19 protein-coding genes are annotated in these 20668 nt (G+C 73.0%); 17 read left to right on the top strand and 2 right to left on the bottom strand.

Annotated elements, in window-relative coordinates; translation table 11 throughout:
- Position 1 precedes the first annotated feature (1 nt).
- Positions 2–970: an aromatase/cyclase gene (locus BJ999_RS24290; RefSeq protein ID WP_179835421.1), complete on the top strand. Its 969-nt coding sequence runs from the start codon at positions 2–4 to the stop codon at positions 968–970.
- Positions 967–1224, top strand: coding sequence for an acyl carrier protein (locus BJ999_RS24285; RefSeq protein ID WP_179835420.1), 258 nt, complete (start codon positions 967–969; stop codon positions 1222–1224). Before BJ999_RS24290 ends, BJ999_RS24285 begins: the two co-directional genes overlap by 4 nt.
- 98 nt (positions 1225–1322) lie before the next feature.
- Here BJ999_RS24285 and BJ999_RS24280 read toward each other — a convergent pair whose 3' ends face one another.
- Positions 1323–1760 (bottom strand): nuclear transport factor 2 family protein, encoded by a 438-nt coding sequence (locus tag BJ999_RS24280; RefSeq protein ID WP_179835419.1) that lies wholly within the window; start codon positions 1758–1760, stop codon positions 1323–1325.
- 54 nt (positions 1761–1814) lie between these two features.
- Positions 1815–2717, bottom strand: coding sequence for an AfsR/SARP family transcriptional regulator (locus BJ999_RS24275; protein ID WP_179835418.1), 903 nt, complete (start codon positions 2715–2717; stop codon positions 1815–1817).
- Positions 2718–2979: 262 nt separating this feature from the next.
- Here BJ999_RS24275 and BJ999_RS24270 point away from each other — a divergent pair, with 262 nt between their 5' ends.
- From BJ999_RS24270 to BJ999_RS24200, 15 genes are all read left to right on the top strand, one after another.
- A complete protein-coding gene (locus tag BJ999_RS24270; RefSeq protein WP_179835417.1) occupies positions 2980–4428 on the top strand; it encodes an MFS transporter in 1449 nt (482 codons plus the stop codon).
- 56 nt (positions 4429–4484) lie between these two features.
- Complete coding sequence (locus BJ999_RS24265) at positions 4485–4988, top strand: SRPBCC family protein (RefSeq protein ID WP_179835416.1); 504 nt, start codon at positions 4485–4487, stop codon at positions 4986–4988.
- The gene (locus BJ999_RS24260; RefSeq protein WP_179835415.1) at positions 4981–6213 is read left to right on the top strand and encodes a cytochrome P450; all 1233 of its coding nucleotides are present in this window, start codon (positions 4981–4983) and stop codon (positions 6211–6213) included. The genes BJ999_RS24265 and BJ999_RS24260 overlap by 8 nt, the downstream gene beginning before the upstream one ends.
- A 19-nt stretch (positions 6214–6232) precedes the next feature.
- Positions 6233–7369 (top strand): acyl-CoA dehydrogenase family protein, encoded by a 1137-nt coding sequence (locus BJ999_RS43690; RefSeq protein ID WP_179835414.1) that lies wholly within the window; start codon positions 6233–6235, stop codon positions 7367–7369.
- 56 nt (positions 7370–7425) lie between these two features.
- The gene (locus BJ999_RS24250; protein ID WP_179835413.1) at positions 7426–8277 is read left to right on the top strand and encodes an LLM class flavin-dependent oxidoreductase; all 852 of its coding nucleotides are present in this window, start codon (positions 7426–7428) and stop codon (positions 8275–8277) included.
- Complete coding sequence (locus BJ999_RS24245) at positions 8277–9566, top strand: beta-ketoacyl-[acyl-carrier-protein] synthase family protein (protein ID WP_179835412.1); 1290 nt, start codon at positions 8277–8279, stop codon at positions 9564–9566. Before BJ999_RS24250 ends, BJ999_RS24245 begins: the two co-directional genes overlap by 1 nt.
- Positions 9563–10774, top strand: a complete 1212-nt coding sequence (locus BJ999_RS24240) for a ketosynthase chain-length factor (protein ID WP_179835411.1) — start codon at positions 9563–9565, stop codon at positions 10772–10774. Before BJ999_RS24245 ends, BJ999_RS24240 begins: the two co-directional genes overlap by 4 nt.
- A gap of 24 nt (positions 10775–10798) precedes the next feature.
- Positions 10799–11920, top strand: a complete 1122-nt coding sequence (locus tag BJ999_RS24235; protein WP_179835410.1) for an epoxide hydrolase family protein — start codon at positions 10799–10801, stop codon at positions 11918–11920.
- Positions 11917–12813, top strand: coding sequence for an MBL fold metallo-hydrolase (locus BJ999_RS24230; RefSeq protein WP_179835409.1), 897 nt, complete (start codon positions 11917–11919; stop codon positions 12811–12813). Before BJ999_RS24235 ends, BJ999_RS24230 begins: the two co-directional genes overlap by 4 nt.
- Positions 12814–12826: 13 nt before the next feature.
- Complete coding sequence (locus BJ999_RS24225; RefSeq protein WP_179835408.1) at positions 12827–14548, top strand: acetyl/propionyl/methylcrotonyl-CoA carboxylase subunit alpha; 1722 nt, start codon at positions 12827–12829, stop codon at positions 14546–14548.
- A 198-nt stretch (positions 14549–14746) separates the two neighbouring features.
- Positions 14747–15268 carry a DoxX family membrane protein gene (locus BJ999_RS24220; RefSeq protein WP_179835407.1) on the top strand — a complete coding sequence of 174 codons (522 nt, stop codon included), beginning with the start codon at positions 14747–14749 and terminating at the stop codon, positions 15266–15268.
- Positions 15269–15800: 532 nt separating this feature from the next.
- A complete protein-coding gene (gene kdpF, locus BJ999_RS24215; protein ID WP_179835406.1) occupies positions 15801–15890 on the top strand; it encodes a K(+)-transporting ATPase subunit F in 90 nt (29 codons plus the stop codon).
- Complete coding sequence (kdpA, locus tag BJ999_RS24210; protein WP_179835405.1) at positions 15891–17561, top strand: potassium-transporting ATPase subunit KdpA; 1671 nt, start codon at positions 15891–15893, stop codon at positions 17559–17561. It abuts the gene before it with no gap.
- Positions 17558–19732 (top strand): potassium-transporting ATPase subunit KdpB, encoded by a 2175-nt coding sequence (kdpB, locus tag BJ999_RS24205; protein WP_179835404.1) that lies wholly within the window; start codon positions 17558–17560, stop codon positions 19730–19732. Before kdpA ends, kdpB begins: the two co-directional genes overlap by 4 nt.
- A gap of 1 nt (position 19733) precedes the next feature.
- Positions 19734–20642 (top strand): potassium-transporting ATPase subunit C, encoded by a 909-nt coding sequence (locus tag BJ999_RS24200; RefSeq protein ID WP_179835403.1) that lies wholly within the window; start codon positions 19734–19736, stop codon positions 20640–20642.
- Positions 20643–20668 lie beyond the last annotated feature (26 nt).

The raw sequence follows: 20668 nt of genomic DNA, 5'->3' as shown, positions 1-20668 counted from the left end.
TATGACCCTGCGAGAAGACACCGCGGCGACCATCCGGCACACCGAGCACACCACGCGGATCGCGGCGCCGCCGGACGCGGTCTACCGGATCGTGGCGGACGTGACGTCCTGGCCGGTGCATTTCCCGCCGACCGTGCACGCCGTCCGCGTCTCCGGCGACGACCGGGCGGAGCGCATCCGGATCTGGGCGCTCGCCAACGGCGCGCTCCGCACCTGGGTGTCGCGGCGCGCCCTCGACGCCGGCGCGCGGACCGTCGAGTTCGCGCAGGCCGAGCCGAGCGCTCCGGTCGCCGAGATGCGCGGGACCTGGCGGATCATGCCGGACGGGGACGGCGGCTCCAGCGTCGCCCTGATCCACGACTACGCCGCCGTGGACGACGACCCGGACGCCCTCGCACTCATCGACCGGGCCGTCGAGGGCAACAGCACCGCGGAGCTGGACGCGCTCAGGCGCGCGGCGGAGATCGGCGACGGCGACGGCCTGACCCTGGAGTTCAGCGACGGCGAGCTCGTCCACGGACCGCTGGAGGCGGCGTACGACTTCGTCAACGAGTGCGACCGGTGGCCCGAGCGGCTTCCGCACGTGCTGCGCGTCGCCCTGACCGAGGACGAGCCCGGCCTCCAGTTCATGGAGATGGACACCCGGTCGCCGGACGGCTCCGCGCACACCACCGCGTCCGGCCGGGTGTGCGTGCCCGGCGAGCGCATCGTCTACAAGCAGACCACGACGCCGCCGGTCATGCGCACGCACAACGGCGAGTGGCTGTTCGAGGACGCCGGGGGCGGCGCGGTGCGCGTCACGTCCCGGCACACGGTCGTCATCGACCCGGAGGCGCTGCCGGGACCGGCCGCCGGCGGGATGGACCTGCCGGCGGTGCGCGAGAAGATCCGCGAAACGCTCGGCGCCAACAGCAGGGCGACCCTGCGCGCCGCCAAGCGGTACGCGGAGAACGAGAGGAGCGGAAAGTGAAGGAACTGACCCTGGACGACCTGAAGGACGCCCTGCGCGCGGCGGCGGGCGAGGCGGAGAACCTCGACGATCCGGCCGACCTGCTGGAGGTGCCGTTCTCCGAGCTGGGCTACGACTCGCTGGCCGTCATGGAGACCACCGCGCAGGTCGAGCGCATGCTCGGCATCGAACTGCCCGAGGAGGAGACCGCCGAGCTGAAGACGCCGCGAGAATACTTGGACTTCGTCAACGCCAGGATCGGGGAGACGGTGTAGGTCTCGGATCCTGAGGATCCCTGCGCGCGAAAGAGCCGGTGGCCCGCACGGCCACCGGCTCTTTCGCGCGCCTTTCCCGATGATCGGGGAATGGCCGGTCAGGAGATCCCGTCGACCCGGACGACCCGCTCCCGGATCAGCCAGGAACCACCGTCCGGAACCAGAATGTCCTCGCAGGTCGTGCTCGCGTGCAGAAGGGTCCCCTTCTCCTTGCTCGACTGGAACACCAGGGCGTAGCTGACGACCCGGACGTTCCCGTCCCCGGGGGAGATGTGGCTCATCCCGAGCCAGTGGCGCCGGACGATCCCCGCCTCGGCGAGCTTGTCGGCGACGGCTCGGGACGCCGACCGGATGTTCTCCCGCCCGCGGACGGGTTCGGGATGGCCCTGGGCGTCGAACACGCCGTCGGAGGTGAAGGCGCCCGCCCACTCCTCGACCCTTCCGGCGTCGAGGAGCTGCATGTGCCAGGCGTAGAAGTTGTCGATGTCGGCCCGCAGTTCGGCGGGCGCGACGGTGGTCGGCGCGGTGGTCGGCATGCTGCGTCCTTCCTTGAGTCGTGTTGCGGGAGTCGTGCCGCGGGGTCGCGTTCGTCAGCGGACGGTCTGCGCGGGCGGGTGCCCGGCGTTTCGCGGGGCCCGCGGATTCGGCACGGCGGCCGCGGCCGGCGCCGGCCCGGGGGCCGTCGCCGCCTTGGGCGCCGTGCACGTCAGCGGCGTCCTGGGCTGCTCGCCCTGCAGGACGGCGGCGTGCACCTCGTTGAGTTCGGGAGACGGGCTGAGCCCGAGATCCTCGGCGAGGATGGTGCGGGCCGAGTGAAAGGCCTCCAGCGCGTCGTAGCGGCGCCCGGAACGTGCCAACGCGCACACCAGGAGAGCGTGGTACCACTCGTCGTACGGCTTGAGGGCGACCAGTGAGCGCAGCTCGCCGATGAGCTCGCGGTGCCGGCCGAGCCGCAGGTCGGCCTCGATGCGCAGGTTCAGCGCGTGCGCTCGGTGCTCGTCCAGCGCCGCCGCGTGGCTCTCCAGCACGCGGCCGAGCTCGACGTTGGCCAGCGGGGGACCGGTCCAGAGGTCGAGCGCGTCGCACAGCGGCTCCACCGCCTCGGCGGAGCGGCCGTCCTGCAGCAGCCCGCGGCCCCTGGCGAGCAGCCGGTCGAACCGGCTGAGGTCCAGCTGCTCGGGGGAGACCCCCAGCATGTAGCCGGGCGGGCGGGTGAGCAGGACGTCCCTGTCCCCGTCACCGTCCCGCTCGGGCGTCGCCTCGGCCGTCAGCCAGCGCCGGATCTGGTACACGTACGTCTGGGCGGTGCGGGCCGCGCTGCGCGGCGGGTCATCGCCCCACAGCTCCTCGATGATCGTGTCGAGCGGCACGACGCGGTCCGCGCGCACCAGCAGCAGCGCGAGCGTGTTCAGCACGCGCGGCGCGGTCGGTGCGAACGCCGATCCGCCGCCGCCCACGACCTCCAGCGGGCCGAGCAGCTTGAAGCGGAGCATCTGAGTTTCGCCCTCCGTCGATCTGTTCGCGGTTATTCACGGCATTCGCCGCTTTTTGCCGGGAAGACGCTTTCTAACCGCGCCATCGTCGTTCGGTGGGGAATGGGATCCGAACGTCGACCGCCGCGTGCTCCTTCCGGTCCGAACAGGGGTATCGAAAGGAGTACTCCGCGGTCGGTGCGAACGCGTTTCCGCCTTCGGCGCTCGGTTATCAAGCGCGACGTCAGAGAACGCCTCGTCGACCGAAGAGGAGTGATCCTCGGTGACGACAGAAACGACGGTTGCCGAGAAGGGCACGTCGGAGCGGCTCGGGCTCGTCCTCGCCGTCTGCTGCGCCGGCCAGTTCCTGGTGGTGCTGGACGCCTCGGTGATGAACGTCGCGCTGCCCTCGATCAAGACCGCGCTGCACTTCCGGACCGACTCGCTGCAATGGATCATCAACGCGTACACCATCGTGTTCGCGGGTTTCCTGCTGCTCGGCGGACGGCTCGCCGACATCTACGGGCGGCGCCGGGTCTTCCTCGGCGGCATCGCCGTGTTCACGCTCGCGAGCCTGGCCGGCGGCCTGGCCTGGAACCCGGCCTCGCTGCTCGCCGCGCGGGGCGTCCAGGGACTGGGCGCGGCCATCATGGCGCCGGCGACGCTCACCGTCCTCGGCACCACCTTCACCGACCGGGAGCGTCGCGCCCGGGCGTTCGGGCTCTGGGGGGCGGTCGCCGCGGGAGGCGGCGCGATCGGCGCGCTCGTCGGCGGTGCCATCACCGAGTGGCTCTCCTGGCGCTGGATCCTGCTCGTCAACGTCCCCGTCGGCGTCCTGCTGACGGTGGGCGCGGTGTACGCGGTCACCGAGTCCCGCAAGGAGGACGACGACCGGCGGATGGACCTGCCCGGCGCCCTCGCCATCACGGCCGGGCTGATCCTGCTCGTGTACGGCATCGTCCGGTCCGAGAAGGAGGGCTGGGACTCGCCGCAGATCGTCGCGAGCCTGGGTGTGGCCGTCGTCCTTCTGGTCCTGTTCGCGGTGAACGAGGCCCGCCGGAGGAGCCACCCGCTGGTGCCGCTCGGCATCTTTCGCAACCGCTCGGTGACGGCGGCCAACCTGGTCGCGTTCACCAGCACCGCGGCTCTGTGGGGGACGTTCTTCCTGTTCACCCTGCTGCTCCAGCTCGTCCTCGGCTACAGCCCCCTGGAGACCGGGTTCGCCTACCTGCCGCTGTCCCTCGGCATCGTCGCGGCGGCGCGCGGCATCGCCCCGCTGGTGCCGAAGGTCGGCCCGCGCCCGCTGCTGGTGGCCGGGTTGCTGCTGTCGGCGGCCGGCCTGGCCTGGCTGTCGCGCGCCGGAGCCGGCGCCGGCTTCCTGACCGACCTGTTCGGCCCGACGCTCGTCCTCGGCATCGGCCAGGGCCTGGTGTCGGCGTCGATGACCGTCGCGGGCACGTCCGAGGTCGGCTACCGCGAGCAGGGCCTCGTCTCCGGGCTGCTCAACACCAGCCGCCAGGTCGGCGGTGCGCTCGGGCTCGGCATCCTCGCCGTCGTCGCGGCCGCGCACACCTCCGACGTCGCGCACGGCGCCCACGTCACCACCCGGGCCCTCGCCGAGGGCTTCGACCGCGCCCTGCTGGTCTCGGCGCTGTTCCCGCTGCTGGGCGTGGCCGCCGCCCTCGCCGTCCCGAGGATCCGCCCGGACGAGGAGCGGGCCGCGCGCGGCTGACCCCGCCTCGACAGCATCCCGACAGGACGTCGACGGACGCGGGCGAGATTGGGGCCATGGATGCGAGCCAGTCAGCGACCTCCACCACGGTCCCTCCCGTCCGCAAGTCCGTCGACGTCTCCGTGCCGGCGGACCGCGCCTTCGCTCACTTCACCCGCCGGCCCACCGACTGGTGGCCGGAGAGCCACGTGCTGGTCGCCCGGCGAGAACGGGTGATCTTCGAACCCCGGGTGGGCGGCCGCTGGTACGAGCGTTCCACCGACGGCTCCGAGCTCGACTGGGGCCGGGTGCTCGCCTGGGACCCGCCGCGCCGCCTCGTGCTGACGTGGCGCATCGACGGCGCCTTCCGTCCCATCGACGGCGACGAGCGGGCCAGCCGCGTCGAGGTGACCTTCACCCCGCGCGGACCCGGGTCGACCCGCGTGGAACTGGCCCACGTCGAGCTGGCGCGGCACGGCGAGGCCGCCGGGCGCATCCGCGCGGCCATCGACGGCCCGAGCCCCGGCGAGACGCTCGCGAGATTCGCCGCCACCCTCACCTCAGGAGAAGACCATGCCTGACCACGAGCACATGCCCGACCAGGAGCACCCGCACGAGGCCGAGGCGCGCGGCGCGCCCTTCCCCTGGCGCCGCCCCGGCCCGTTCGCCCCGCCCGACCGGCACCGCGAGTGCCGCGAGGCGCCGGGCCTCACCCGGGTCCCGCGGTCGGCGGGCGAGCCGACCTGGGTGGTCACCCGGTACGCGGAGGTCCGCGAGGCCCTGAACGACGAGCGGCTCGGCAACGACCGGGGCCGCCCGGGGTTCCCCGCGCCGTTCCCGATCCCCAAGGACTTCACGCTCAACTCGTCCCTGCTCGGCATGGATCCGCCCCGGCACACCGACTACCGCAAGCGCGTCGCCAAGGACTTCACCGTCCGGCGCGTCAAGCTGCTGCGGCCCCGCGTCGAGGAGATCGTGGACGGGCAGGTGGCCGCGCTGGCCGACGCGGGCCCGCCGTGCGACCTGCTCGCCGGCTTCGCCCTGCCGATCACCATCTCGGTGATCATGGAGCTGCTGGGCATCCCGCCGCGCGACAAGGACTTCCTCCACGTGCGCACCCGCACCATGTTCGGCGGGACGGCCACGGCCGCCGAGCGCAAGGAGGCGGTCAACCAGCTGGACGCCTACTTCCGCGACCTGGTCGCCGCCAAGTACGACGACCCCGGCGACGACCTCGTCTCCAAGCTCACCGGCGCGTTCCCGCGCGAGGACGACTTCGACGAGCTCGTCCACCTGACGCGGCTGCTGTTCAACGGCGGGCACGAGAGCACCGCCAGCATGATCGCGGTGGGCACGCTCGCGCTGCTGCGCCACCCGGACCAGCTCGACCTGCTGCGCGGCGACCCCGACCTCGCGCCGCAGGCCGTCGAGGAGCTGCTGCGCTACCTCAGCGTCACCGACCTCACCACGGCGCGCGTCGCGCGCACCGACCTGACGATCTCCGGCACGCCGGTGCGGGAGGGCGAGGGCGTCTTCCCGCTCACCGCCGCCGCCAACCGGGACCCCGAGGCGTTCGAGCGCCCCGACGAACTCGACATCACCCGCGGGTCCCGCAAGCACCTGGCCTTCGGCCACGGCCGCCACCTGTGCCTCGGGTCCGAGCTGGCCCGGCTGGAGCTGGAGGTCGTCTTCCGCACCCTCTACCGCCGGTTGCCCGGACTGCGGCTCGCCGTCCCGTTCGAGGAGCTGTCCTTCAAGGACGGCGGGCTCGTGTACGGCGTCGAGGCGCTGCCCGTCACCTGGTGACCCGTCTGGAGTGATGAACGTGACCACCACCATGACCGACGAGAGAACGGCCCTGGACGCCGCCGTGCGGGCCGCCGCCGACCACGCCGACGAGGCCGACCGCACCGGGCGGCTGAGCGACGAGGCCGTCGCCGCCGTGGCCGCGACCGCCCTGCCCCGCCACTTCGTGCCCGCCCGCTGGGGCGGCGCCGAGTCCACGTTCCGCGAGCTGACCGCCGCGGTCGTCCGGCTCGGCGAGGCGTGCGCGTCCACCGCCTGGTGCGCCGCGATGCTCGCCTACACCGGCCGGTTCGCCGCCCACCTGCCGATCGAGGGCCAGCGCGACCTGTGGGACGGCACGCCGGGCACGCTGCTCGTCCCCGGCCTTGTGCCCGCCGGCTCCGCCGAGGAGACCGAGGGGGGCTTCCTGCTGCGCGGGCGCTGGCGCTACGTCAGCGGCGTCGAGTTCGCCGACTGGGCGTTCATCTCCGGGCCCGCGGGCGGCGGCATCGAGCCGCGCTTCTTCGCGGTGCCCCGCGCCGACTTCACCTTCGAACCCAGCTGGGACGCGGTCGGCATGCGCGCCACCGGCAGCCACACCCTCGTGGTGGACGAGGCGTTCGTGCCGGCCCACCGCACGGCGCTGTTCAAGGAGGTGATGGGCGGGATGAACCACACCTCGCAGGCGCCGCAGCACAACGCCCCGCTCCCCGCCGTCGGCGGCCTGACCTGCATCTCCGCGCTGATCGGCGCGGCGCGCGGCGCCCTGGCGTCCGCGACCCGCACCGCCGCGGCCAAGCGCGCGTCGGGCCCGCCGGCCGGCGCCCCGCGCACCGGCGGCCCGCCGCCGGCCGGCGACGCGGCGTCGGTGGACCTCGCGACGTCCGCCGCGCGGATCGAGGCGGCCGAACTGCTGATCGACCAGGTCGTGTCGGCGCTGGACGCCGGAGAGGGCCGCCCGCGCGCGTTCGAGAACGCCAACCGCGCCTCCTACGCGGCGTCCCTGCTGGTGGAGGCGGTCAACGCGCTGATGAAGTCGGCGGGCACCGCGGCACAGGACCGGAGCGCGCCGCTCCAGCGGTGCTGGCGGGACGTCACCGTCGGCTGCTCGCACGCCGCGCTGCGCCCCGAACGCGCCGCGTCCGGCTTCGTCGAGGCGCTGGCCAAGCGCACCTGATCCCCCGACGTCGATCGGGGGTCGTCCCCCACAAGTGACCCGGAAAGGAGTCGACGATGGAATACGGAGTGGCACTGCCCACCATGGTCCGGGGCGTCCAGGGGCGTGACCTGCTGGACTGGGCCCGCCGGGCCGAGACGGCCGGGCTCGCCGACCTGGCGGTGCTCGACCGCCTGGTGTACGGCAACGATGAGCCCCTGGTCACCCTGGCCGCCGCCGCGGCCGTGACCGAACGGATCCGGCTCACCACCGGGATCCTCATCGCCCCGTACCGGAGCAACACCGCGCTGGTCGCCAAGCAGGCCGCGTCCGTCCACCACCTGTCGGGCGGGCGGCTCACGCTCGGCGTCGCGGTGGGCGCCCGGCCGGACGACTACGCGGCGTCGGGCGCCGAGTTCGGCGACCGGGGCCGCCGCCTCGACACGATGCTCGCCGAGATGCGCAAGATCTGGGCGGGTGGCGAGATCGGCCCGGAGCCGCCCGGCGGCGATCCCGAGATCCTCGTCGGCGGCCGCGCGCCGGGCGCGCTGTGCCGGGCCGTCGCGCACGGCGACGGCTACTTCGCCGCCGCCGGGCCGCCGCAGACCTTCGCCGAGCGCGCCGGCGACGTCCGCCGCCGCTGGCAGGAGGCCGGGCGTCCCGGCGCCCCGCGGGTGGTCGCGCAGGCGTACTACGCCCTCGGCCCGGACGCGGACGCCCACGTCCGCGAGCACCTCGGCGACTACTACTCCTTCGCGGGACGGCTCGCCGAGATGATGATCAAGGGCGCTCTGACGACGCCCGAGCGGCTGCGCGAGGCCGCGCGCGCCTTCGCCGACGCCGGATGCGACGAGCTCGTGCTGGTGCCCTGCGCGGCCGGGCCGGAGCAGCTCGACCTGCTCGCCGAGACGCTGCGGGAGGCCGTCTGATGTCGAGGAGGAGAACCGTCATCACCGGGATCGGCGTGGTCGCCCCCGGCGGGATCGGCACCGGGCCCTTCTGGGAGCTGATCACCTCGGGACGGACGGCGACGCGCCGCATCACCCAGTTCGACCCGTCCGCGCACCGCTGCCAGGTCGCCGCCGAGTGCGACTTCGACCCCGCCGAGGCCGGCCTCACGCCGCGGGAGATCCGGCGCAGCGACCGGTTCGTCCAGCTCGCAAAGGTGGCCGCGCGGGAGGCCGTGGACGACAGCGGCCTGTCCGTCGACGGGCGCCTCGCCGAACGGACCGGCGTCGCGATGGGCAGCGCGGTCGCCGGGACCAAGAGCATGGAGAGCGAGTACGTCGTGCTCAGCGACGGCGGCGCGCACTGGAAGGTCGACCCGGCCTACGTCAGCCCGCACATGTACGACTACTTCCTGCCCAGCTCGGTGGCCGCCGAGGTCGCGCTCACCACGGGCGCCCGCGGGCCGGCCACCGTCGTGTCGACCGGCTGCACCTCCGGCATCGACTCGGTGGCGCACGCCGCCGAGGTGATCCGGGACGGCTCGGCCGACGTGGTCGTCACCGGCGGCAGCGACGCCCCGATCTCGCCGATCACCGTGACCTGCTTCGACGTGATCAAGGCGCAGTCGGTCTACAACGACGAGCCGCCGCGCGCCTGCCGCCCGTTCGACCGCACCCGCCGCGGACTGATCCTCGGCGAGGGCTCCGCCGTCCTGGTGCTGGAGGAGTACGAGCACGCCCGGCGCCGCGGCGCGCGGATCTACGCCGAGGTCGCGGGCGCGGCCTCCCGGTGCAACGCCTTCCACATGACCGGCCTCAAGCCCGACGGCCGGGAGATGGGCGAGGCGATCACCACCGCGCTCGGCGAGGCCCGGATGAACCCCGAGGACGTGGACTACGTGAACGCCCACGGCTCGGGCACCAAGCAGAACGACCGGCACGAGACGGCGGCGTTCAAGCGCGCCCTCGGCGAGCACGCCCGCCGTACCCCGGTCAGCGGGATCAAGGCGGCGGTCGGCCACTCGCTCGGCGCGATCGGCTCCATCGAGATCGCCGCGTGCGCGCTGGCGATGGCGCACGGCGTGGTGCCGCCGACCGCCAACCTGCGCGAGCCCGACCCCGAATGCGACCTGGACTACGTGCCGCTCGACGCGCGCGAGCACCGCGTGCGCGGCGCGCTCACCGTCGGCAGCGGGTTCGGCGGGTTCCAGAGCGCGATGGTGTTCCGCGATCCGGAGCGAGCCCGCGACGAGGAAGGGAGTGGCGCATGAGCGGCCAGGCGGTGGTGACCGGCATCGGCGTGACCGCCCCGAACGGCATCGGCGCCCACGACTACTGGGACGCCGTCCGCGGCGGGCGGAGCGGCATCGGCCCGATCACCAGGTTCGACGCGTCCGGCTACCCGGTGGCGCTGGCGGGGGAGATCCCCGAGTGCGCGGCCGAACGGGACCTGCCCGAGCGGCTCCTGCCGCAGAGCGACCGGGTGACCAGGCTCGCCCTCGTCGCCGCCGAGCAGGCGCTGCGGGACGCGGCGGTCAAGCCGGGCGACGTGCCCGAGTACCAGATGGGCGTCGTCACGGCGAGCACGTCCGGCGGCCTGGAGTTCGGGCAGCGCGAACTGCAGAAGCTGTGGGGGAGCGGCTGGCGCGACGTGAGCGCCTACATGTCCTTCGCCTGGTACTACGCGGTGCACACCGGCCAGATCTCCATCCAGAACGGGATGCGGGGCCCCGGCGGGGTCCTGGCCTCCGAGCAGTCGGGCGGCCTGGACACGCTGGCCTTCGCCCGCCGGAAGATCCGTGCCGGCACGACGATGATGGTGGCCGGAGGCGTGGACGGCACGCTCTGCCCCTACGGCATCGCGATCCAGACCGCGAGCGGAGAGCTCAGCCCGTGCACCGACCCAGAGGGGGCCTACCTGCCGTTCGACGCCGGCGCGGGCGGCTGCGTCCCGGGCGAGGGCGGAGCGATCCTCATCGTCGAGGACCGCGACGACGCGCGGGAGCGCGGCGCCCCGCAGATCTACGGCGCCGTCGCCGGGCACGGCGCGGCGTTCGACCCGGAGCCCGGCTGCGCCGACGGCCTGTACCGGGCCGCGCGGACCGCCCTCGACGACGCCGGGGTGCCCGCCGAGGCCGTGGACGTGGTGTTCGCCGACGCGGCGGGGCGCCGCGACCTGGACGACGGGGAGGCGACGGCGCTGACCCGGCTGTTCGGTGCGCGCGCCGTCCCGGTCACCGCGCCCAAGTCGATGACGGGGCGGCTGCTGTCGGGCGGCGCGGCGCTGGACCTGGCGACCGCCCTGCTGGCCCTGCGGGACGCGGTGATCCCGCCGACCGTCGGCACCCGTCCCGGCCGCGCCGACGACCGCATCGACCTGGTGGTGGACGAGCCGCGGCCCGCCGAGCTCGGGACGGCGCTCGTCCTGGCCCGGGGGCGCGGCGGCTTCGCCTCGGCGGCCGTGCTCACCGCGCCGTAGCCCCGCTCACCGAGGGAGTCCCGCATGTCCGACATCAGGCCGTACCGGGTCGCGGTCCCCGAGTCCCGGCTCGACGACCTGCGACGCCGGCTGCGCGCCACCCGGTGGGCGCCCGATCCGCCCGGCACCGGCTGGTCGCGCGGCGTCCCCACCGCCTACCTGCGCCGCCTCGCCGCCTACTGGGCCGACGGCTACGACTGGCGGCGGCACGAGGCGGACCTGAACGCCCACCCGCAGTTCGTCACCGAGATCGACGGGACCGCCGTGCACTTCCTGCACGAGCGCTCCGCGAACCCCGGCGCCGTCCCGCTGGTGCTGCTGCACGGCTGGCCGGGGTCGGTCGCCGACTTCCACACCCTGATCGGCGCCCTCAGGGACGCCTTCCACCTGGTGGTGCCCTCCCTGCCCGGCTTCGGGTTCCCGGGGCCGCCGCCGGAACCGGGATGGACCGACGAACGGACCGCCAGGGCGCTGAACGAGCTGATGCGCCGCCTCGGATACGCCGAGTACGGGGTGCACGGCGGCGACGTCGGCGCGTTCGTGGCGCCGCGCATGGGCATGGACGCCCCGGACCGCGTCCGCGGCGTCCATGTCAACGCCCTGGTCACGGTGCCCGGCGACGACGAGGACGTCGAGGCGCTGGACGCCGCCGACCGCGAGAGGCTGGAGGCGATGCGGCGGTGGCAGGAGAACGAGGGCGCCTACCTGCGCGTCCAGGGCACCAGCCCGCAGACGCTCGCGCATGCCCACCACGACTCGCCCGCCGGGCTGCTCGCCTGGTTCGCGGAGCGGTACCGCGACCTGTCCGGGACCGCCGACCTGCCGGACGACGCACTCGGCAGGGACGCCGTCCTGACCGACGTCAGCGTCTACTGGTTCACCGGAACGGCGGGCTCGGCGGCGCACAGCTACTACGAGCGGTTCCACGACCAGGGGGAGCCTGCCGGCCGCTCCCCGGTGCCCACGGCGGTGGCGGTCTTCCCGACCGACCACGCCGTCCGGCCGTTCGCCGAGCGCGCGAACACGGTCGTCCGGTGGACGGAGTTCGGGCGGGGCGGCCACTTCCCCGCGCTGGAGGCTCCGGACCTGCTGGCCGCCGACCTCCGCGCCTTCTTCCTCGACCAGATCTTCGGGAGACCACGATGACCGAGCCGCGACTGCAACGGCTGGCCGCCGGTGTGCACGCCTACGTCCAGCCGGACGGAGGATGGTGCCTGAACAACGCCGGCGTCATCGCCTCCGGCGACACCACGATCGTGGTGGACACCGCCGCGACCATGAGACGCGCCCTGGCCCTGCGGGACGCGGTGCGCCAGGTGGCGTCCGCGCCGCCGCGCCTCGTCGTGAACACGCACTTCCACGGCGACCACACCTTCGGCAACTGCGTCTTCACGCCGGAGGCCGTCGTGCTCGCCCACCAGGGCACGCGCGAGGAGGCGATCCTCGCGGACCTGCACCTCACGGGCCTCTGGCCGGACGTCGAGTGGGGCGACCTGCGCCTCGAACCGCCGGCGCTCACCTACGAGCGGCGGATGACGCTGCACGCCGGGGACCTGCGCGCCGAGCTGTTCCGCCTCGGCCCCGCCCACACCCGCGACGACACCGTCGTGTGGCTGCCGGACCAGCGCGTCCTGTTCGCCGGAGACCTCGTCATGTCGGGCGTCACCCCGTTCTGCATGATGGGCTCGGTCGAGGGCTCGCTGCGCGCGATCGAGACGCTGCGCGGCCTGGAGCCGGCCGTCGTCGTACCCGGCCACGGACCCGTCGGCGGGCCCGAGCTGCTGGACGAGACGGAGCACTACCTCCGCTGGACGCGAGAACTGGCCCAGCGGGGCCTCTCCGACGGGCTGGACCCCCTGGAGATCGCGCGCCGAGCCGAGCCGGACCGGCGGCTGCTCGACCCCGAGCGCCTCGTCCCGAACCTGCGCCGCGCCTGCGCCGAGGAGCGCGGCGCCCCGCCCGGCGAGCGCATGGACGTCGCCGCGATGTTCGACGAAATGATCACCTACCACGGCGGCCCGCTGCCCTGCCGAGCCTGATCCGGAGGAGACCGTGCGCAAGATCCTGATCGCGAACCGGGGCGAGATCGCGGTCCGCGTCGTGCGGGCGTGCCGCGACGCGGGCCTCGCCAGCGTGGCCGTGTACGCCGATCCGGACGTCGGGGCGCCGCACGCGCGGATGGCCGACGAGGCGTACGCGCTCGGCGGCGCCACCCCCGCGGACACCTATCTGGACATCGGCAAGGTGCTCAAGGCGGCGGCGGACGCGGGCGCCGACGCCGTGCACCCCGGCTACGGGTTCCTGTCCGAGAGCGCCGAGTTCGCCCGGGCGGTCATCGACGAGGGCCTCGTCTGGATCGGTCCGCCCCCGTCCGCCATCGACCTGCTCGGCGACAAGGTGCAGGCCCGCCGCGTCGCCCGCGAGCAGGGCGCCCCACTCGCCCCAGGGACGCCCGAGCCGGTGTCCGGCGCCGGCGAGGCCGTGGCGTTCGGACGCGAGCACGGCCTGCCTGTGGCGATCAAGGCCGCGTTCGGCGGCGGCGGCCGGGGCCTCAAGGTGGCCCGCACCCTCGACGAGATCCCCGATCGCTTCGAGTCGGCCGTCCGCGAGGCCGAGACGGCTTTCGGGCGCGGCGAGTGCTTCGTCGAGCGCTACCTCGACCGTCCCCGGCACGTCGAGACCCAATGCCTGGCCGACCGGCACGGGAACGTCGTCGTGGTGTCCACCCGCGACTGCACCCTGCAGCGCCGCCACCAGAAACTCGTCGAGGAGGCCCCAGCGCCCTTCCTCACCGAAGAGCAGCGGCGGACGCTGTACGAGTCGTCCAAGAAGATCCTGCGGGCCGCCGGATACGTGGGTGCGGGCACCTGCGAGTTCCTGGTCGCCGCCGATGGCGCGCTGTCGTTCCTGGAGGTCAACACCCGGCTCCAGGTCGAGCACCCGGTCACCGAGGAGGTCACCGGCATCGACCTGGTCAGGGAGATGTTCCGGATCGCCGAGGGTGAAGCGCTCGGCTATGGCGACCCCGCCCCGCGCGGCCACGCGATGGAGTTCCGGATCAACGCCGAGGACCCGGGCCGCGGCTTCCTGCCCGCGACCGGGACGCTCGCGACCTGGCGGCCCCCCTCCGGCCCGGGCGTGCGCCTGGACGGCGGCTGCGCCGAGGGCCAGGAGATCCCGGGCCAGTTCGACTCCCTGCTCGCCAAACTCGTGGTCACCGGCCCGACCCGCGACATCGCCCTGCAGCGCGCCCGCCGCGCCCTGGCGGAGTTCGAGGTGGCCGGGATCCCGACCGTCCTGCCCTTCCACCGCGCGGTCGTCGAGGACAAGGCCTTCACCGGCGAGCCCTTCGACGTCCACACGGCCTGGATCGAGTCCGACCAGTCGCCCTCGGTCCCTCCCTGCCCGGACTCCTCCGAGGCCCCCGCCCCGCCCGTCCGCAAGCCCGTCACCGTCGAGGTGGACGGCAAACGCGTCGAGGTCGTCCTGCACTCGTCCGCCGACGCTCCGGCGGCGCCCTCCCGCCCCCGACCCCGCAGGGCCAAGGCCAAGGAGGACAACGGCGACGCCCTGGTCTGCCCGCTGCAGTCCACCATCGTGAAGGTCCTCGTCGAAGAGGGCGACACCGTGGCCGCCGGCGACACCATCGTCGTGGTGGAGGCGATGAAGATGGAGCAACCCCTGACCGCGCACAAATCCGGCACCGTCTCCGCGCTCAACGCCAGCCCCGGTCGGCCCGTGACCAACGGCGCCGAGATCTGCCTGATCCGCTGATCACGTGTTCGGCGGCAGGGCGATGCCGCACACCGGGGCTGTACTGGAGGGGTTCGTTTAACTGAACCGGCTGTCTTAATAGGAGCGGACCGACCAATACTCGGTTATAGGGCACCGAATTCTCCCGATTTGCTTGTCCTGCCGGGCTATTAATAGGAAACTTAACTATCAATAGCCCCCCGCCCCCAAGGACTCCCCATGTCGGTAGAGACTCCCTTGCGGCCCTCGCCGCCCGTGGCATCCGAGCACCCGGCCCTTTACGCCCTCGCGGCAGGACGGCTCTTCCTGGGCTGGACCTTCCTCTGGGCCTTCGTCGACAAGCTCTTCGGCCTCGGCAGGCCCGCGGAGAAGGGCTGGCTGTCCGGCGTCTCGCCGTCCGAGGGCTTCCTCGGCCACACCCAAGGCCCGTTCAAGGAGATCTTTCACGCGATGGCCGGCGAGGTCTGGGTCGACGCCCTCTTCATGTTCGGGCTCGGCGGCCTCGGCATCGCGCTGCTCCTCGGGATCTGCCTCCGCCTCGCCGCGATCGGCGGCACCGTCCTCCTCGCCATGCTGTGGGCGGCGTCCCTCTGGCCGGACGCCAACCCCTTCATGGACATGCACTGGATCTACGCCGCCACGTTGATCTCCGCCGCGCTCGCCGACGCCGGAAGGCCGCTCGGACTCGGACGTTTCTGGGAACGGCTCCCGGTGATCCGCCGCCACCCCCTCCTCCGCTGACGACTGCCGCACCGGAAACTCATGTCACCGGAGCGCGACGCCGGCGAGCACCGGCGCCTCCTGTCGGCTTTCCTCGGCGCCGCTAGGAGGGGGAACCTGACGGCCCTGGAAGTGCCTCTCGCGCAGGACGTCGTCGGCACTCCGCAGGACGACCCCGTCACCGTCGGCGCGGCGTACCCTCGCGCCCGCGGCGGACGCCGTCGACGCTGAGGTGACTCCCACGGGGCAGCACATTCGCGTGATCGAACGCCGCAGCCTTTCCCCGGCTGTGCGTCCTGGGCCGGATCGAGGTCGCCTTTGGGAAGCGTGAACGCGAGGACGGCGCCTGCCTGAGCCTGCTCGCCGGCCAGGACGCCGGTCCCTGACTCCGGACGGAGCCGCCAGGGCTTCAAGTTCCGCCAAAACTCCCGGAGCAGGCGCTTTGCTTCACGCGCTCCTGGAAGGAAGCGAGCATGGGCGACGTCGTGTTCGTTCTGCTGACGGTGGCGGTCTTCGTCCTGCTCGTCTTCGTGGTGAAGGGGCTGGAGAGGCTGTGACGGCCGAGAACGCGATCGGCCTCGTGCTGGCCGCGCTCCTGACGATCTTCCTGATCATCGCCCTGCTGTTTCCGGAGCGTTTCTAGATGAGCTCGACCGTCGCCGGAATCGTCTTCATCGTCTCGCTCGTCCTCGCTCTGGCGGCGGTGTACCGCCCCCTGGGCGACTACATGTACCGCGTCTACACCGGGACGAGGCATGCACCCGCGGAGCGGGTGATCTACCGGCTGACCGGGGTCGCCCCGGACGCCGAGCAGACCTGGCCCGTCTACGCGCGCAGCGTCCTGGCGTTCTCGGTCGTCAGCGTCCTGTTCCTGTACGGGCTCCAGCGGCTGCAGAACCACCTGGTCCTGAGCCTGGGGTTCCCGCCGGTCGAACCCGGCCAGGCGTGGAACACGGCGGTCAGCTTCGTCACCAACACCAACTGGCAGTCGTACGCGGGCGAGTCCACGATGGGCGACCTCGTGCAGATGGCGGGCCTGGCGGTGCAGAACTTCGTGTCCGCCGCCGTCGGCATGGCGGTCGCCGTCACGCTGGTGCGGGGCTTCGCCCGCAAGCGGACCGATCACCTCGGCAACTTCTGGGTCGACCTGGTCCGCGGCACCCTGCGGATTCTGCTGCCGATCGCGTTCGCGGCGGCCCTCGTGCTGATCGCCGGCGGGGTGGTGCAGAACTTCTGGGATCCGGCGCACCACACGGTGGACACGATCGCCGGCGGCACCCAGACCCTGACGGGCGGTCCGGTGGCGAGCCAGGAGGCGATCAAGCTGCTGGGGACGAACGGCGGCGGCTTCTTCAACGTCAACTCCGCCCACCCGTTCGAGAACCCCGCCGCCTGGACGAACTGGCTGGAGATCTTTCTGCTCCTGGCCATCGCGTTCTCGCTGCCGCGCACGTTCGGCCGGATGGTCGGCGCCGACGCGCAGGGCTACGCCGTCGTCTCGGTGATGGCGACGCTGGCGATCGTCAGCGCCGTGCTCATGCAGGTCTTCCAGCTCATGCACCATGGCACGGTCCCGGTCGCGGTCGGCGCTTCGACGGAGGGCGTGGAGACCCGGTTCGGGGTGCCGGACTCCGGGATGTTCGCCACCGGCACGACGCTGACGTCGACGGGCGCGACGGACTCCTCCCACGACTCCTACACCAGCCTCGGCGGCATGATGACCCTGGCCGGCATGATGCTCGGGGAGGTCGCGCCCGGCGGCGCCGGCTCGGGCCTGTACGGGATCCTGATCCTGGCGGTCATCACCGTGTTCGTGGCCGGGCTGATGGTGGGCCGCACTCCCGAGTACCTGGGCAAGAAGATCGGATCCCGGGAGATCAAGTTCGCCGCGCTGTACTTGCTGATCACACCGGCCCTGGTGCTGGTCGGCACGGGTGCGGCGATGGCGACCGGCGATGGCAGGGCCGGGATCCTGAACCCCGGGCCGCACGGCCTGTCGGAGGTGCTGTACGCGTTCACCTCGGCGTCCAACAACAACGGCTCGGCGTTCGCCGGCCTGACCTCCGGCACCCTCTGGTACAACACCGCGCTGGGGCTGTGCATGGCCCTCGGCCGGTTCCTCCCCATGGTCTTCGCGCTGGCGCTGGCGGGCTCGCTGGCGCGGCAGGGCCGTGCCCCCGCGTCGGAGGGCACGCTGCCCACGCACCGGCCGCAGTTCGTCGGCCTGGTCGTCGGCGTCACCGTCGTCCTCGTCGCCCTGACGTTCCTGCCCGCGCTGGCGCTGGGACCGCTCGCCGAAGGCGTCCACCCGTGACCGCTCGGGTCCGCCGTTCGACGAGGCCCTCGCCCCGGCATCCGGAAAACCGCGGCGGCAGGGTCCAGGGCGGCCTGCTCGATCCGAGGCAGGTGCTCAGGTCCCTCCCGGACACGCTGGCCAAGCTCGACCCGCGCACGCTGTGGCGCAACCCCGTGATGCTGATCGTCGAGGTCGGCGCGGTGTGGACCACGGTCCTGGCCGGCCTGAGCCCGAGCGCCTTCGACTGGCTGATCGCGGTGTGGCTCTGGCTGACCGTGCTCTTCGCCAACCTCGCGGAGGCGGTCGCCGAGGGCCGCGGCAAGGCGCAGGCCGCCTCGCTGCGCAGGGCGAAGGCCGACGCCGTGGCCCGCCGCCTGCTCGACTGGACGGCCGGGCAGGAGCGGGTCCGGGAGGAGGCGGTCGCCGCCCCGCGACTGCGGGAGGGCGACCATGTCGTCGTCGAGGCGGGGGAGGTCGTTCCCGGTGACGGGGACGTGGTCGAGGGCATCGCGAGCGTGGACGAGTCGGCGATCACGGGGGAGTCGGCCCCGGTGATCCGGGAGTCGGGCGGGGACCACTCGGCGGTGACGGGCGGGACGAAGGTGCTGTCGGACCGCATCGTCGTGAAGATCACCCAGCGACCGGGGGAGTCGTTCATCGACCGGATGATCGCGCTGGTGGAGGGGTCGAGGCGGCAGAAGACGCCGAACGAGATCGCCCTGCACATCCTGCTCGCCGCGCTGACGGTCATCTTCCTGCTGGCGGTGGCGACGCTGCAGCCCCTCGCGATCTTCTCCAAGGCCATCAATCCCGGTGTCGGCGACACTCTCGCCCTGGACGCGGACGGGGTCACCGGGATCGTGCTGGTGTCGCTGCTGGTGTGCCTGATCCCGACGACGATCGGGGCGCTGCTGTCGGCGATCGGGATTGCGGGCATGGACCGTCTCGTCCAGCGGAACGTGCTGGCGATGTCGGGACGCGCGGTGGAGGCCGCGGGAGACGTCGACACCCTGCTGCTGGACAAGACCGGCACGATCACCCTCGGCAACCGGGAGGCGGCGGCGTTCCTGCCCGTCCAGGGCGTCGGGGAGGACGCACTGGCCGACGCGGCGCAGCTGTCCAGCCTCGCCGACCAGACCCCCGAGGGCCGATCGGTGGTGGTCCTGGCCAAACGGGCCTACGGCCTGCGAGAACGCTCGCCGGGGGAACTGTCGCAGGCACGGTGGGTGCCGTTCTCGGCGCAGACCCGGATGAGCGGCGTCGACCTGGGCGAGCGACGGAACGGCGGGCCGGACCGGATGCTGCGCAAGGGTGCGGCCGGAGCGGTCGCCGAATGGGTGCGCCGCCGGAGCGGGACGGTGCCCGCCGAGCTGAGCCGCGTCGTGGACGGCATCTCCGCATCCGGCGGCACCCCGCTGGTCGTCGGCGAGGTCGCACACGGCACGGCGAGGGTCCTCGGCGTGATCCACCTGAAGGACGTGGTCAAGCAGGGGATGCGGGAGCGGTTCGCCGCGATGCGGGCGATGGGCATCCGGACGGTCATGATCACCGGTGACAATCCGCTGACGGCCAGGGCGATCGCGGACGAGGCGGGTGTGGACGACTTCCTGGCCGAGGCCCGGCCCGAGGACAAGCTCGCCCTGATCAGGAAGGAGCAGGAGGGCGGCCGGCTCGTCGCCATGACGGGGGACGGCACCAACGATGCTCCGGCGCTCGCCCAGGCCGACGTCGGGGTAGCGATGAACACCGGCACCTCCGCCGCCAAGGAGGCCGGGAACATGGTGGATCTGGACTCCGACCCGACCAAGCTCATCGAGATCGTGAAGATCGGCAAGCAGTTGCTGATCACGCGGGGCGCGTTGACGACGTTCTCCATCGCCAACGACATCGCCAAGTACTTCGCGATCATCCCGGCGCTGTTCGTGACGCTCTTCCCGGGCCTGGACGCCCTCAACGTCATGCGGCTGGCCAGCCCGCAGTCGGCGATCCTGTCGGCCGTCGTGTTCAACGCACTGATCATCGTCGCGCTGATCCCGCTGGCACTGCGCGGCGTCCGGTACCGGCCGAGCAGCGCGTCCAAGCTCCTGTCGCGCAACCTCGGCGTCTACGGCCTCGGCGGCATCGTCGCACCGTTCGTCGGGATCAAGCTCATCGACCTCGTCATCCGCCTCCTTCCAGGAATGTCGTGACATGTCATCTCCGACCTGGGTCCGGCAGCACCTGGCCGCGCTGCGCGCCCTCCTCGTGCTGACCGCAGTGCTCGGCGCCGCCTACCCGCTCGCCGTCTTCGCGGTCGCGCAGGTCCCCGGACTCAGGAGCCGCGCCGGTGGCTCGACCGTCTCCCTCCACGGCCGTACGGCCGGCAGCGCCCTGATCGGCCAGTCGTTCACCGGCTTGGGCGGCGCCCCGCTCAGGCAGTACTTCCAGAGCCGCCCATCCGAGGCAGGGAACGGGTACGACCCGACCTCGACGGCCGCGAGTAACCTGGGTCCTGAGGACATCGTGGACACCCTGCCCCGCCCGAAGGCGGCCGCGGCGGGGGAGGGCGGTGGCCAGAGCCTGCTCACCCGGGTCTGCTCGCGCAGCAAATCCGTCGGCGAGTTCGAAGGCGTCAGCGGGGCGCGTCCGTACTGTGCTCCGGGCGGGGTCGGCGCGGTGCTGGCGGTTTTCGGCCGCCGCACGACCGACGGCACCGTCCCGCACCCGACCCGGGTGGTCAGCCTGAACGAGGAGCAGGGCGTGGTGAAGGCGCCGTTCATCGCCACCTACGAGGGCGTTCCCGTGGAGCTGGCCCGGTTCGGCGAGGACTACGCCGACGGCCTGGTCGTCCCCGTCAGGGGCGGCGCCCCCGTCGATCCGGCCGTCCCTGCCGACGCGGTCACCGCCAGTGGCAGCGGCTTGGACCCGCACATCTCGCCCGCCTACGCCGCGCTCCAGACCGGCAGGGTCGCCGGGGCCCGCGGCGTCGCCCCCGGCCAGGTGAAGCGGCTGGTCGAGGACAGCACCGACGGCCGCGACCTCGGCTTCATGGGCGAGCCGCGGGTGAACGTCCTCAAGCTGAACATCGCGCTGGACCGGAAGTACCCGGTCCGCGGCTGACCCGCGAGGTACCTCGGAGACTGGAG

It is taken from the genome of Actinomadura citrea (assembly GCF_013409045.1).
GTDB classification, from domain to species: Bacteria; Actinomycetota; Actinomycetes; order Streptosporangiales; family Streptosporangiaceae; genus Spirillospora; species Spirillospora citrea.
Note: the sequence above shows the minus strand (reverse complement) of the source record. Positions and strands in the feature narration are given on the sequence as shown.